Here is a 13,638-nt window from a genome sequence, read left to right on the forward strand (position 1 = left end):
TTCGGTAACGAACACCGACGTGACCGTTGTCACGTCTCCACCCTCGAAGGCGGCTACAGCGATGGCTCTCGATGTACCGTACCGTTCCATCCCCGACATGTTCCTCAAGCGCGTGGCGGCGACCCCCGGCCGCGACGCCTTCGGTCACCCGGCCTCCGACGGATCCGGGCCGGTCTGGCTGAGCTGGGAACAGGTGGCCCACCGCGCCAAGGCGATCGCCGCCGGGCTGCACGGGCTCGGTGTCGGCCTGGAGGATCCGGTCGCGATCCTGGCGAACACCCGGCTCGACTGGGTGGTCGCCGACCTCGGCATCATGTGCGCCGGTGGTGCGACCACCACCGTCTACCCCACCACGGAGCCCGACGACGCGACCTACATCATCGTCGACTCCGGTTCCAAGGTGCTGTTCGCCGAGAACCCGGCCCAGGCCGCCAAGATCGCCGGCGCGGACCTCCCGGCGCTGACCCACGTCGTGCTCTTCGACGGCGCCGTCGACCCGTCCGCCGCCGTCCCCCAGCTCACCCTCGCCGAGCTGGAGGAGCAGGGCGCCCGCGCGCTGGCCGCCGAGCCCGACCTGATCGAGATGCTGGTCGCCGGGATCGGCCCCGACCACCTGGCGACGCTGATCTACACCTCCGGCACCACCGGGCGCCCGAAGGGCGTCGAGCTGCTGCACGGCGGCTGGTGCTGGGAGGGCGTGGCGCAGGCCGACCTGGGGCTGCTCCGCGAGAACGACCTGCAGTACCTCTGGCTCCCGCTGTCCCACTCGTTCGGCAAGACCCTGCTCTGCGGGTCGATCCACGTGGGCCTGCCGACGTACGTCGACGGGCGGGTCGACAAGCTGGTCGAGCTGCTCTCGGTGATCCGGCCGACGCTGATGTGCGGCGCGCCCCGGGTCTTCGAGAAGGTCTACAACAAGGCGGTGACCACCGCGCAGGACGGCGGCGGGCTGAAGGCGAAGATCTTCGCCTGGGCCGTCCGGGTCGGCAAGGAGAAGGTCGCCCTGGAGCAGGCCGGCAGGCCGGTTCCGGGAGGGCTGAAGCTGAAGTACTCGGTGGCCGAGAAGCTGGTGTTCAGCAAGCTCCAGGCCCGCCTCGGCGGCCGGATCCGGGTGCTCGTCTCGGGCGCCGCCCCGCTCAGCCCCGAGATCGCCACCTTCTTCGCCGCCGCGAACCTGCCGATCTCCGAGGGCTACGGCCTCACCGAGACCAGCGCCGGCAACTTCGTCAACCCGCCGGACGGGCTGCGCATCGGCACCGTCGGCAAGGCCATGGGCGACCTGGAGTGCCGGATCGACACCGACGGCGAGATCCTGGTGCGCGGCCGGCCGGTGATGCGCGGTTACCACAACCTGCCCGAGGAGACGGCAGCCGCGTTCACCGAGGATGGCTTCTTCCGCACCGGCGACATCGGCAGCCTGGACGCCGACGGCTACCTGAAGATCACCGACCGGAAGAAGGACCTGGTCAAGACCTCGGGCGGCAAGTACGTCGCGCCCTCGCACATCGAGGGGATGTTCAAGGCCACCTGCCCGTACACCTCGCAGGCGGTGGTGGTCGGCCAGGCCCGCAACTACTGCACGATGCTGGTCACGCTGGACCCGGAGGCGATCAAGGGCTGGGCGACCGGCACCCCGCTGGAGGGCCGCGACTACGCCGACATCGTCGCCTCGCCGGAGGCGAAGGCCATGGTCGAGGGGTACGTCGCCGAGCTCAACACCAAGCTCAACCGCTGGGAGACGATCAAGAAGGTCGCCATCCTGCCGCGGGACCTCACCATCGAGGACGGCGAGATCACCCCGTCGCTGAAGATCAAGCGCCGCGGCGTGGAGAGCAACTTCGCCAGCGAGATCGAGAAGATGTACGCGGGCTCGTTGGCCGAGCTCTGAGCACGACGCGTCGTCGGCGGCCCCGCACTCCGGTGCGGGGCCGCCAGCCTCAGAGGTGGTGACCCCGCCACCTGGTCTGCTCGGCCTCCGAGGCGAGCTGCTCGTCGAGCGCCACCTGCCGCACGCGCCGCCGCCGGGGCGCGTCGACGACCGTCTGCGCCCCGACCACCAGCACGGCGGCCACCGCCAGCATGGCCAGCGCGACCAGCTCCGGCAGCTGTCCGGCCACGGGGACCAGCGCCACGAGCAGCGCCACCCCGGCGATCGACGGCCAGCGCGCCGCGCCCAGCGTCCGGCTCCCGAGCGTGATCAACGTGAGCAGGTAGAGCGCGACCCCGCCGTAGAGGGTCAACAGGTGGAACCCGGGCAGCGGCACCCCCCACTGCGGGGTCGCCGGGTCGCCGACCTCGTAGATCAGGCCCTTGAGGCCCAGGGCGAAGAGGATCACGCCCGCGATCAGCGGCAGGTGCAGGTAGGTGTAGGCGTCCCGGGCCAGCCCGGCGCGGGCACGGGGCTCCCGGGTGCGGTGCAGCACCTGCTCCATGGCGAGGGCGAGGGTGTCGAAGTACGCCCACCACAACGCCGCGACCACCGTGATGCCCAGCACCGCCGCGATGATGACCGGCAACGTCAGCGGCAGGCCGGCGGTGGCGCCGGGCCCGATCCCGAGCGCGATGATCGACTCGCCGAGCGCCACCATGATGATCAACGCGTGGCGTTCCGCCCAGTGCCCCGCCGAGAGCACCATCCACCCGGCGCGGTACTGGGCCAGGCCGGCGCCGTACTCGACGCCGAGCGCGGCGAGCCACAACGCCAGCCGGACCGCGATCTCCGCCGAGCCGTCGAAGAGCCGCTGCGGCACCAACGCGGCGGTGAGGATGAGCCCCGTCGCGACCAGGAACGGCAGGGCCAGCATGGGAATCCGTCGACGCACCTCCGGGTCGGTGCGCACGGCCCAGAGGAAGACCGCCACCTGGATCGCGCGGACCAGGAAGTAGCAGACGGCGAAGACCACCGGGCCCTGCAGCCCGCCGGGCTGGTCGATGAACGCCTTGGGCAGGCTCAGCGCGAGCACGAAGACGGCCGCCGAGGTGACGAAGCCAAACAGCGGCACGATCCCCTGGTCGGTGCGGACCACGTTGCCCAGCGCGGCGAAGCCGGTCCAGCACCACCAGAGCAGGGCGAGCGCCACCAGACACTGGGCCAGCCCGCGTACGTGCAGGCTGCCGGCGGTCACCGTGGTGACGTTGAGGAAGGCGAAGACGAAGACGAGGTCGTAGAAGAGTTCGAGCCGGGTGGTGCGGGAGCCCGGGGCGCTCGGCCGGATCCCACGCGGCCACCGGATTCCGCCCACGTTCGCCACCAGCGCAGTTTCCCAGCCGAAGGGGCCCACGCAGGCCCGATCGGGCCACCTCCGTCCCGCTGCGGCCCGGTCAGGCGATGACCGTGGGTTCCCGCCACTGCGACCGGCCGCCCCGGTCCAGGTCGTACCGGACCGCGGCGATCCGGCCCACCGCCTCGGCCAGGTCTGCGGCCGGCAGGGTGAACGGCAGCCGCAGGAAGCGCTCCAACGTGCCGTCCAGGCCGAACCGGGGACCGGGCGCCAGCCGTACGCCGACCTCCTCGGCGGCCCGGGCGAGCGCGCTGGAGATCGGGCCGTCGAGTTCGGCCCAGAGGGTCACCCCGCCGTGCGGGACGGTGACCCGCCACTCGGGCAGGCGCTGCGCGAGCGCCGCCAGCAGCGCGTCGCGCTGGGCGGTGAGCTGGGCCCGGCGCGCGGCGACGATGGCCGGGCCGTCGGCGAGCAGGTGGACCGCGACCAACTGGTCCAGGACCGGGCTGGCCATGTCGACACCGACCCGGGCGGCGGCCAGCCGCTGCACCTGCGGGGCGGAGGCGCGAACCCAGCCGATGCGCAGGCCGCCCCAGAACGGCTTGCTCATCCCCCCGATGGTGACGACCCGGGAGTGCCGGTCGAAGCTGGCCGTCGGCGGGGGCAGCACCGTCCCGTCCAGCGGCAGGTCCACGAACGACTCGTCGATGACCAGGTCCGTGCCGACGGCGTGCGCGGTGGCCACCACCCGTTCCCGCAGCGCCGCCGGCATCAGGTGGCCGGTCGGGTTCTGGAAGTCCGGAATCAGGTACGCCAGCTTGGGCCGGGCCTGCCGGAGCCCGCCGAGCAGCAGGTCGGCGTCCCAGCCGGGCTCCTCGACGGCCAGCCCGTGGGTGGTGATCCGGGCCCGGCGGGCGGCGAGCGCGGCCAGCGCGTTCGGGTAGCTGGGCGCCTCGACCAGCACGTTGCCGCCGGGGGCGAGGGCCAGGCGGAGCACCAGGTCCAGGGCGTGCTGGGTGCCGTTGGTGACCATGATCTGGTCGGGCGAGGTGGGCAGGCCCCGTTCGGTGTAGGCGCGGGCCACCGCCTCGCGCAGCTCGATGATCCCGGTCGGGTGGTAGCCGGCGCCGCCCAGGTAGCGGGGCAGGTCCTCGGCCGCCGCGCGGGCCGCCGGCAGCAGCTCGGGCGGTGCGGCCAGCGCGGCCACCCCGAGGTCGATCATGTCCCGGTCGTCCAGCGGGGTCCAGAGCCCGGTGCTCGCCACCCGGTGGGTGCCCGGGAGCATCGTCCAGCTGCCGGCGCCCCGCCGGCTGGCCAGGTGCCCGCTCTCCCGCAGTTCCCGGTACGCGGCCGTGACCGTGGTCCGGCTGATCTTCAGGGCCTCGGCCAGCTCCCGCTCGGCGGGCAGCCGTACGCCCAGCGGCAGCCGGCCGTCGGCGAGCAGGCCGCGGACGGCGCCGGCCAGCGCGGCGTAGTCGGGGCTGCGACGGCGGCCGGGAAGCGCGTGCCACTGGCCGAGGAGTCGGGCCAATTGGACGCCCCGAACCTGACTCGTCATGGCCACTCCTCCGGAATTGGCTCTTACGCTGCACCAATTGGCCTTTAGCGTGGCATGGGTGGCACCGATTGGCAATCTCCGGCATCGTCCCGCGCGGCGGCTCACCCAGCTCTACGCGGGCCTCGTCCTCTACGGCGTGAGCATGGCCCTGATGATCAACTCACGGTTGGGCCTGGACCCGTGGAACGTGTTCCACCAGGGCCTGTCCGAGCTGACCGGCCTCTCCTTCGGCACCGTCACCATCGCGGTGGGCGCACTGGTGCTGCTGCTCTGGATACCCCTGCGCCAGCGCCCCGGCCTCGGCACGGTCAGCAACGTCCTGGTGGTCGGGCTGGTGGTGGACGCGACGCTCGCGCTGCTGCCGGCCGGCGGGCCGCTGGGCGTACGGGCCGGGATGCTGGTGATCGGCATCGTGGCCAACGGGGCCGCGACCGGGCTCTACATCGGCGCCCGCCTCGGGCCCGGTCCCCGCGACGGCCTGATGACCGGCTACGTCGCCCGCCGGCCCGGCCGCTCGGTCCGGCTCGTCCGCACCGTCATCGAGGTCACCGTGCTGGCGTTGGGCTGGCTGCTCGGCGGGACGGTGGGCGTCGGCACGGTCGTCTACGCGCTGGCAATCGGCCCGCTTACCCAGTTCTTCCTGTCGCTGTTCACCATCCCCGAACCGCAGAGCCCCGCCTCGGGCCCGGTCACGCCGCTCCCCGCGACCTGATCCCCGCCCGTACGGCGCCGCCCCGACCCGACCACGCCGCCCGGCAGCACCCGGAGCCCCGTCCACGACGACCCCTCCGTCGGGAACACGGGCGGCGAACCGGTGTTCCCTTCGAGGGCAACGCCCGGCAGAATCCCCCCATGGGGGAGAACGGATGGCGCTGGACGGATGCCTGGATCTTCGTCTCGGTGGTGATCGCCAGCGGTGCCGGACGGCACCGCCGCGCGGCGTCCAGCCGCCGCCCCGAGGGCGTACGCCTCGCCGACGTGCTCTCCACCGCCGACCACCTCAACCAGGCGATCCCCGAACGGCACGAGGTGGAGGCGGCGGTCCGTCGCCTCGTCGGGGCCGGGCTGGTCAGCGTCACCGACGGCTGGTTCCGGATCACCTCCGACGGTGAGCACCTCTGGCGCACCCGGCCGAGCGCCGGGCTGGCCACCACGGTCGACACCGTGCAGGGCGTGCTGGCCCGGCGGCACGCACCGGTCAGCGCGGAGTGGTACCTGGAAGAGGCCGACCACGCCGCCGCCGTCCAGGAGTACGTGGTGCGGTCGATCCCGGCACCCCGGCGTTCCCCCGAGAACCGTTCCCGCCCGGACTGAGCGACCGCCGACGGCGGCTCGTACGGGCGGACGGCACGGCCCAGCGGACCAGGAGAAGCAGCGGGCCGGACGGCTCACGCGGGCGGTCAGCGGACGGTGTGGCCCGCCCCGCGCAGCGCGTCCTTGACCTCGGCGACGGTCAGTTCGCCGAAGTGGAAGACGCTGGCGGCGAGCACCGCGTCCGCGCCGGCACCGATCGCCGGCGCGAAGTGCGCCACCTCACCCGCGCCGCCGCTGGCCACCACCGGCACGTCGACCACCCGGCGCACCGCGCCGATGAGTTCGAGGTCGAAGCCGGCCTTGGTGCCGTCGGCGTCCATCGAGTTCAGCAGGATCTCCCCCGCGCCCAGTTCGGCGCCGCGACGGGCCCACTCGACCGCGTCCAGCCCGGTGCCACGCCGGCCGCCGTGGGTGGTCACCTCGAAACCGCTGGGCGTGCCGCCCCCGGTCACGCGCCGCACGTCGAGCGAGAGCACCAGCACCTGCCGGCCGAAGCGGTCGGCGATCTCGGCGATCAGCTCGGGTCGGGCGATCGCGGCGGTGTTCACCCCGACCTTGTCCGCGCCGGCCCGGAGCAGGGTGTCGACGTCGGCGACCTGCCGTACGCCGCCGCCGACGGTCAGCGGGATGAAGACCGACTCCGCCGTGCGACGGACCACGTCGAGCATGGTGCCCCGGTCGCTGGAGGAGGCGGTGACGTCGAGGAAGGTCAGCTCGTCCGCGCCGGCCCGGTCGTACGCCGCCGCCAGTTCCACCGGGTCGCCGGCGTCGCGCAGGTCGAGGAAGTTGACCCCCTTGACCACCCGACCGGCGTCCACGTCGAGACACGGGATGACCCGCACCGCCACCGTCATGCCGCGAGCCTATCTGCCCCGGGGACGGCGGTGACCGGCCTGTGAGGCCGGCCACCGCCGTCAGGAAGGGACCCTTGCTCCACCGAAGGCGTCAGGAAGGTGCCCTTTCTTACACCCGGACGAGCATCTTGCCCAGGTTCTCGCCGCGCAGCAGGCCGAGGAACGCCGCCGGGGCGTTCTCGATGCCGTCGACGACCGTCTCGTCGTACGAGACCTTTCCGTCCCGCAGCCAGCCGGACATCTCCCGCACGAACTCGGCGCGCAGGTGACCGTGGTCGCCGACCAGGAAGCCCCGCAGGGTGAGCCGCTTGCCGATGACCAGGGCCAGGTTGCGCGGCGCGGCCGGGGGCTCGGTGTCGTTGTACTGCGCGATCATGCCGCAGATCGCGGCCCGGCCGTGCATGTTCATCGCGGAGATCGCCGCCTCCAGGTGGTCGCCGCCGACGTTGTCGAAGTAGACGTCGACGCCGTCCGGGGCGGCGGCCTTCAGCGAGTCGCGCACCGGGCCGTCGTGGTAGTCGAACGCGGCGTCGAAGCCGAGCGCCCGCAGCCGCTCGACCTTCGCCGCCGAGCCCGCGCTGCCGACCACGTGCGCCGCGCCCCTGAGCTTGGCGATCTGGCCGACGAGGCTGCCCACCGCGCCGCCGGCGGCGGAGACGAAGACGCGCTCGCCCGGCTTCATCCCGGCGACCTCGAGCAGCCCGGCGTACGCGGTCAGGCCGGTCATGCCGAGCACGCTCAGGTAGGCGCTGGCCGGGGCGACCTCGGCGTCCACCTTGCGGGCGGCCCTCGCGTCGAGCAGCGCGTACTCGCGCCAGCCGAGGCCGTGCAGCACGGTGTCGCCGGGGTGGACGCCCTCGGCCTCGCTGGCCACGACCTCGCCGACCGCCCCGCCGTCCAGCGGCGCGTCGAGCGCGAACGGCGGCACGTACGACCTGACGTCGTTCATCCGCCCCCGCATGTACGGGTCGACCGACATGTACTGGTTGCGGACCACGATCTGACCCGGTCCCGGGGCGGGCACCTCGGTCTCCACCAGCCGAAAGTTGTCCGCCGTCGGCCAGCCCTCGGGCCGGGAGGCCAGGTGGATCTCGCGGTTGCGGGTGGTCACCGCGCCTCCCGCACGGTGTGGGCGACCTCGTCACGGCGGGTGGCGTACGGGTGGGGGCGGACCTGGTGCGCCCACCCGATGGGGGCCCAGGCTGATGCGGTGTGGAGCACCTGCATGGTGGTCGCGGCTCCTTCTGTCGGTGGATCAGGTGGCGCACAACGGTACGTCGGGCGGCACCGTCTCGGCGCGCTTCACCACCGTGCTCTGCGAGCCGAGCTGGCCGGAGCTCTCGATCGGCCTGGTCCGGAAGACCTTCAGGAAGAAGTTGACCACGTCGGCGACCACCTGCGGGATCGAGTAGCCGATGCCGTACCGCATGGTGACGTTGATCCCCGCACCCCGGCAGACGATGAGTCCGGCGCCCGAGCCCAGGGTCGCGCCGACGGTCGTGCGCAGCCCCACGTAGACACCGGCGCTGAAACCGAGCGCCCCGATCCCGACGGTGAACTTCACGTCGTAGCTGAGCAGCATCCCGTTCACGCCGATCGAGACACCCGTGATGGAGTTGGTCAGGCTGTCGCGGACCGCGAATCCGGCGGGCACCAGGGGCCCGAAGAACGGGCGACGGTACCCGTAGCCGACCGCTCCGGTCAGGGCGTATTCTCCGGCCGCCCGGAAGTACCCGTCCTTGGCGGTGAAGACGGTCCGGACCTCCAGCAACTGGTCCACGGTGGCGGAGAACGGCACCCCGAGGATGCTGCCGATCGGCACGCTGAACTGCACCGGCACCACGACGGACTTCGCCACGTTGCGGTCGTTGCCGACCCGGGTGGCGGCCTCGATCGAGACCCGGAGGCCGGCTCCCCCGGTGACGCTGAACTCGGCCCGGGTCACCGTGCCGCCGCTGATGGCCACGTCGAAGCTCGCCGTCGGCCGCCGCATCACGAAGGTGACCGCACCCAGCATCCGGATGTCACCGTCGTCGTAGGCGAAGCGCAGGCCGACCCCGTCGGCGCAGCACTGCGGGGTCAGCTTCATCCCGCCCGCCGTGGCGGCGGTCGACCCGCCCGAGCGGGCCGGCGGCTGCGGCGGCCGGGGCGCCGGACCCGCGCGGAGGGCCACGGCGCGACCGGGCAGGCGGGAACCGCCGGACGCGCCGCCCGCCACCGCCCCGGCGCTGTCGACCACCGCGCCGGCGCCGTCGGGCCCGGTCCCGGAGGGCGCCGGGAGCAGGCCGCCGCCCTTACCGCCACGGTCGGGCAGGTCAGCCGCCGCCCAGGCCGGCTCACCGGCGGCGTACGCGACGGGCCGGTCCAGCGGCACGGGCCGGTCGGTGCGGAAGGTGCCGTCCCGGACCACCTCGGTCAGGCTCACCGGGCCGATGGTCACCGCGAGGTCGTCGCCCTCCGGACGCACGTCCACCACCCGGCCGACCGCCCGTCCCGTCAGGAACATCACCCGACCCGGGGCGAGTTCGTCCGCCCGCTCCGCGTCCGGGTCGATCCGCCAGGTCAGGCCGTCGTCGGTCACCGACCGCACGGACCGCCCGCCGCCACCGACCAGCACCACGTCCGGCTGGTACGTCACGTCGGGATGCGGCTGCGGTGCCAGGCCGTGGCGGATCGCGTCGGCGTGGTACGGGTCCGACCGGTCCCCACCCGGCGGGGCGTCACGCTGGCAGGCAGCCGCCACCGCCACCAACAGGACCAGCACGGTCGCCGCCGCGAGCGACCGGACGACGGGATTCGTCCTCATCGCAGCCGCTCAGAGCCGTCCGGCCACGGTACGGGCCACGCGTTCCAGGGGTGCCTGGTTCTCCTCCGGGTCGTTGAGCCGGACCAGTCGCACCGACGCCCACCGGCCGGCCTGGTGGACGAAGACGGCCTCGTGGGTCGCGTACGCCTCGTCGCCGACCCCCGGCAGCGGCCGCAACTCGTGGCCCAGGTCCCGCTCGATGTCGAGGAACTTCTTGGCACCGTCGCCGACGAAGACCTCGACCTGGGCGGTCGGCCCGGTGACCGGACCGGTGTAGGTGCACGTCTCCCGCACCGGGTTGGCGTCGTCCAGCGGGGTGCCGGCGAGCTGCTCGGCCTCCCGTTTGGACACCAGCGCGCAGGGGTCCGGCGCCGCCGCTGCCGACGGTGCCGGGGGCTGCTCGGCCTCGGCGGTCGTGGTGACCACCTCCGGCGGCGCCTCGACACCGGCGGTCGGTGTCTGCTCGCTCCCGTCCCCACCGCAGCCGGCCACCGGCACGGCCGCCAGGCCGAGCAGCCCGGCCAGCAGCGCGGACCGCCCGTGACGGCGAATCTGCTTCAACACGACATCTCTCCCTTGTCGATGGTGGTCAGCTCCGCTCACCGACCAGGGCGGCGAGCCGGACCAGGGTGGGTCGTTCGGAGTCGTACGCCGCGAGGAGGGCGGCACGGGTCGGGTGACGGACGGGACGACGGCACGGTCATGGCCGGTCTCCCCGGGTCGACGGCGCCGGGCCCTCCGGCGCGGTGAGCCACTCGGCCGGGCCCAGCCGGTCGACCCGCCAGCCCACGGCGGCGGCCACCGCGGCGACCGTCTCCGCGTCCGGTCCCTCGACCAGCGCGAGCACCACCTCGTCGGCCACGATCCGCACCGCCGCCCGCAATCGGGTGGCGTCGGTGGTCAGCGCGCCGACCGGCCCGTCGGCGCACTCCCCCGCGACGCCGTCGTAGCGTTCGAGGACGAAGAGTCGAGTGGCCATACGTCGACGCTAGGTCGGCCCGCCGCCGGGGTAATCGGGTGTTTCCCTATCCTTCGCCGTCGGCGCGGGCCATCACGGCGCCGAGTTCGGCGCGGCTGGCGACCCCGAGCTTGCGGTAGATCCGCGCGAGATTCGCCTCGACCGTCTTGGGGCTGATGAACAGGGTGTCGGCGATGACCCGGTTGGTCCGTCCCGCGGCCGCGAGTCGGGCCACCTCCCGTTCGGTGCCGGTCAGCTGGCTCGGCGCCGCCGGGCGGCCCCCCGTGCGGTCGGCCTCCGCGCGGGCCCGGGCGGCGAGCGCTGCCGCGCCCAGCGCCTCGAACTCGACGGCGGCCGTGGTCAGCGCGTCCCGTGCCTCGCGCCGACGCCGGACCCGCCGGTACGCGATACCGGCCACCAGCAGGCAGCGGGCCCGGTCCAGGGGCAGCACGTCGGCGGGCACCTCGGCCCTGGCTGCGGCCAGCTCCGCCAGGGCGCCCGACGGGTCCCGGCCGAACGCGCCCGCGAGCAGCACCCGGCTGCGAGCCAGCCCGAGCGTGGTCCACGGCCGGGGCAGCCGCCGGTGCCGCACGGCCAGCCGGTCCAGCACGGCCTCCGCGGTGACCAGGTCGCCCGTCCCGACGCAGGCCTCCAGCCAGTCCGGCTCGAATCGCTGGGCGATGGGCTCCACCAGGCCCACCTCGTCGACCGTCGCGGCCAGCTCACCGTAGTGCCGGGCGGCCGCCGGCAGCCGGCCACCGGTCAGCGCGGCGAACCCGGCCAGCTGGGCGAAGATCCGGCGTCGCCAGCGGTCGTCCAGCTCGGCTGCCCGCCGCAGCCCGTCCTCGGCGATCCGGGTGGCCCCGGTCAACTGCCCCCGGTACGCCTGGAGCAGCCCGTCCAGCCAGTGCTCGCCGGCCGCGTCGCTGCCGTACTGCTCCCCCAGCTCGCGGGCGGCGGCGATGTGCGCCGCGGCGGCCGGGTAGCGGCCGGCGAGCAGCTCGCTCTCGCCCAGGTGGCAGAGGAGTTCGTGCTGGAACGGCTCGTCGCCGCGGGCGACGGCCCGGTCCAGCATCCGATGTAGCCGGTCGCGGGCCCGCCCGTGCTCGTCGACGGCCTTCCACCAGGCCGCCGGAACGATGCCCGCCAGCCAGGACGGGTCCTCCCCCTCCAGTACGAGCGCCCGCTCCAGCAGGTCGGTGCGGGCCGGCAGCCCGGCCCGGACCTCGTTGAAGAACAGCAGCAGCAGCGCCGCGGCCTGCACCGGACGGTCGTCGGGGCTGGCGGCCAGCAGGGCCACCGCCGCTTCCGCGTGCCGCCGCGCCGGGTCCGGAGCATCGCGGAACAGGCTGAGGTGGGCGTGGATGCGTCCCGCCAGCGTCGAGGCGTCCGGGGCCGCCGCCAGCGCCCGCTCGGCCGCCACCCGAGCCGCCTCCGGCGGTTCGTCGGAACTCCAGGCGACGACCGCCCGCAGCAGCAGCGCCTCCGCCCGGGCCGGGCCGGTCAACTCCTCGGCGGCGAGGTCGGCCGCCACCTTCGCGGCGGGATAGTCGCCGCTGTCGAACCGGCACTCCGCGGCGGCCAGCCGCCACCGCGCGAGTTCGTCGGGCACGTCCGGCGGGACGAGCCGGGCGGCCGTGTCGTACAGCCCCGCCGCCGTCTCGGGCGCTCCCCGGGCCCGTTGACGGGCGGCGGCCGCCGCGATCTCCGCCGCCGCCTCCGCGTCGGGTGCGCTGACGCAGCGGGCGAGCTGCCGGGCCCGCTCGTCCGGGTCGTGCGCGGTGTCGGCGAACAACCGGTGCAACCGGCGGCGCACCCCCGGCGGCACCTCGGCGCGGACCCCGGCGGCGTAGACGGGGTGGGTGAACGCGACGGCCTCCCCGGTGACGGTGACCAGGCCGGCCTCCTCCGCCGCGTCGAAGGCCGTCCCCGACACCCCGGCCCGGGCCAGCCCGACCAGCGTCGGCACGCCGGAGAGGGCGGCGAGACGGATCGCGTGCCGGGTGTCCGCCGGCAGGGCGGCCACCCGGTCGGCGACCAGCCGCCGCAGCGACGGCGCGGCCGGCAGGTCGGCGCCCGGGGCCGGCAGCTGCGGCATCCGCAGCACCGCGCGGGCCAGTTCGATGGCGAGCAGCGGGTTGCCCCCGGCCTCCTCGGCGATCCGTACCAGCAGGGGACGGGGCAGCGCGGTCCCGGTCTCGGTACGCAGCACGTGGTGCAGCGCGCCGACGCCGAGCGGGCCGAGTGCGATCCGGTCGAGCCGGGCACCGGTGGCGCCGTGATCGAGCCCCAGCGGGGCAGGACCCGTCCCCGCCGGCTCGGCGCGGGCGGTGACCAGGACGGCGACGCGCGGCACCAGCCGGCGCAGCGCGAACCGCAGGGCGCGCTCGCTCGGCGGGTCGAGCCACGGGGCGTCGTCCACGGCCACCAGCACCCGGGGCACGACCCGCTCGGCGGTGCCCGCATCGGCGGTAGCGGTGCCCGCATCGGCGGCGGCAGCGAGCAACGACGCGGTGGCGACGCCGACCGTCCGCTCGTCGACGGGCTGCGTCACCTCGCCGGAGAGGAGTACGCCGGCCAGCGCCGCGCGCTGTGGAGCGGGCAGCTCGGGAACCCGGGCGGCGAGTGGGGCGACCAGGTCGGCCAGCGCCGCGAACGGCAGCGTCGACTCCGACTCGGTCGGCGCGCAGGCCAGCACCAGCCAACCGGCCCGGTCGGCCGCGGCCAGCAGCGTCCGGTGCACGGCCGTCTTGCCGATCCCGGCGGGCCCCTCCACGAGGACCGGCCGTCCCTCGGCAAGGCTCCGCCGGACATGGTCGACCACCATGTCCCGACCGGCGGCCGCCCCGCTCACCGGCTCAGTCTGGCACCGGCCGACGACAACGGTCGAGAACCGGACGGCGGGTCGCGGGTGACCGGTCGGCCCG

11 protein-coding genes are annotated in these 13,638 nt (G+C 74.4%); 3 read left to right on the top strand and 8 right to left on the bottom strand.

Annotation, left to right across the window (positions count from 1 at the left end):
• Positions 1-61 precede the first annotated feature (61 nt).
• Entirely contained in the window at positions 62-1,888 is a 1,827-nt protein-coding gene (locus tag AB0D32_RS17865; RefSeq protein ID WP_357090937.1) for a long-chain fatty acid--CoA ligase, read from the top strand.
• Positions 1,889-1,937: 49 nt separating this feature from the next.
• Here AB0D32_RS17865 and AB0D32_RS17870 read toward each other — a convergent pair whose 3' ends face one another.
• A complete protein-coding gene (locus AB0D32_RS17870) occupies positions 1,938-3,251 on the bottom strand; it encodes a low temperature requirement protein A (RefSeq protein ID WP_357090939.1) in 1,314 nt (437 codons plus the stop codon).
• Between the two features lie 70 nt (positions 3,252-3,321).
• A complete protein-coding gene (locus AB0D32_RS17875; protein WP_357090941.1) occupies positions 3,322-4,779 on the bottom strand; it encodes a PLP-dependent aminotransferase family protein in 1,458 nt (485 codons plus the stop codon).
• Between the two features lie 58 nt (positions 4,780-4,837).
• Here AB0D32_RS17875 and AB0D32_RS17880 point away from each other — a divergent pair, with 58 nt between their 5' ends.
• Both AB0D32_RS17880 and AB0D32_RS17885 read left to right on the top strand, forming a co-directional pair.
• A complete protein-coding gene (locus AB0D32_RS17880) occupies positions 4,838-5,491 on the top strand; it encodes a hypothetical protein (RefSeq protein ID WP_357090943.1) in 654 nt (217 codons plus the stop codon).
• A gap of 140 nt (positions 5,492-5,631) precedes the next feature.
• On the top strand, positions 5,632-6,093 hold the full coding sequence (locus AB0D32_RS17885; RefSeq protein WP_357090945.1) for a hypothetical protein: 462 nt from the start codon (positions 5,632-5,634) through the stop codon (positions 6,091-6,093).
• A gap of 86 nt (positions 6,094-6,179) precedes the next feature.
• Here AB0D32_RS17885 and hisF read toward each other — a convergent pair whose 3' ends face one another.
• The 6 genes from hisF to AB0D32_RS17915 all read right to left on the bottom strand — a co-directional run bounded on the left by hisF (position 6,180) and on the right by AB0D32_RS17915 (position 13,565).
• On the bottom strand, positions 6,180-6,947 hold the full coding sequence (gene hisF, locus AB0D32_RS17890) for an imidazole glycerol phosphate synthase subunit HisF (protein WP_357090948.1): 768 nt from the start codon (positions 6,945-6,947) through the stop codon (positions 6,180-6,182).
• Positions 6,948-7,056: 109 nt separating this feature from the next.
• The gene (locus tag AB0D32_RS17895) at positions 7,057-8,058 is read right to left on the bottom strand and encodes an NADP-dependent oxidoreductase (protein WP_357090950.1); all 1,002 of its coding nucleotides are present in this window, start codon (positions 8,056-8,058) and stop codon (positions 7,057-7,059) included.
• Between the two features lie 144 nt (positions 8,059-8,202).
• Positions 8,203-9,753 (bottom strand): hypothetical protein, encoded by a 1,551-nt coding sequence (locus tag AB0D32_RS17900; RefSeq protein WP_357090952.1) that lies wholly within the window; start codon positions 9,751-9,753, stop codon positions 8,203-8,205.
• 9 nt (positions 9,754-9,762) lie between these two features.
• Positions 9,763-10,317: a hypothetical protein gene (locus AB0D32_RS17905; protein ID WP_357090954.1), complete on the bottom strand. Its 555-nt coding sequence runs from the start codon at positions 10,315-10,317 to the stop codon at positions 9,763-9,765.
• Between the two features lie 136 nt (positions 10,318-10,453).
• Complete coding sequence (locus tag AB0D32_RS17910) at positions 10,454-10,732, bottom strand: hypothetical protein (RefSeq protein ID WP_357090956.1); 279 nt, start codon at positions 10,730-10,732, stop codon at positions 10,454-10,456.
• A 46-nt stretch (positions 10,733-10,778) separates the two neighbouring features.
• Positions 10,779-13,565, bottom strand: coding sequence for a LuxR C-terminal-related transcriptional regulator (locus tag AB0D32_RS17915; protein ID WP_357090958.1), 2,787 nt, complete (start codon positions 13,563-13,565; stop codon positions 10,779-10,781).
• Positions 13,566-13,638 lie beyond the last annotated feature (73 nt).

It is taken from the genome of Micromonospora sp. NPDC048170, assembly GCF_040652795.1.
Classification (GTDB): Bacteria; Actinomycetota; Actinomycetes; order Mycobacteriales; family Micromonosporaceae; genus Micromonospora.